The organism is Caballeronia terrestris (genome assembly GCF_001544515.1).
GTDB classification, from domain to species: domain Bacteria; phylum Pseudomonadota; class Gammaproteobacteria; order Burkholderiales; family Burkholderiaceae; genus Caballeronia; species Caballeronia terrestris.
This window is the reverse complement of record NZ_FCOL02000612.1, coordinates 1-584: the sequence shown is the minus strand read 5'-3', so window position 1 is coordinate 584 and position 584 is coordinate 1. Positions and strand designations below refer to the sequence as shown.

General features: G+C 61.1%; 1 protein-coding gene. It reads right to left on the bottom strand.

The genetic code is table 11. From position 1 onward, the window contains the following. Positions 1-59: 59 nt before the first annotated feature. On the bottom strand, positions 60-584 hold a 525-nt coding region (locus tag AWB67_RS39215; RefSeq protein WP_510183528.1), incomplete at its 5' end, for a site-specific integrase.

Sequence of the window (584 nt, the reverse complement as noted above, 5' to 3'; positions counted from 1 at the left end):
CCGACGATACTGCTCGAAGCCGGCGCCTTGATCTGCTGCCATCGCTAGGGTCTTTTGTCTCATTCAATATAAACGGCATGCCACCCTGATGCGTTGACCTTTTTCAGCATTGCCTTAATCGGCAACACCAACGGCGTCTCGTCGCCGGGTGAGGGCAGTGCACTCAGGCCCAGTTGCTGGCGGTAGCGCGAAAGTTCCATCATCATCTCGCGCGTCGCGGGCACCAGTCGCTCCTTGCCACCTTTGCCGTGAAGGCTCAGCCACCAGCGAAGGGTACCGTCGGCGTCGCGCCGCACAAAAAACTGGCCCATCGTGTTCGCGCCCACTTCGGCAATTCGCAACCCGCCCAGATACAGCAGCGTGAATAGCCACCGCACCCGGTAGGCATGTGCACGCGCGCGATCGCTGTCGCGCGGAACCGCGGCGATGGTGTCCTTAACCTCCTGCCAGAGCCCTGGCTCAAGATAGCGGGTGATGCGGGGAGGGGCGTGCTTCGTGCGCTGGCGAGATAGGGAAAGGGGATTGCCAGCAAGATAGCCCGCCTGCACGAGCCACGCAAACAATGCGTTGAGAATAACGATCGC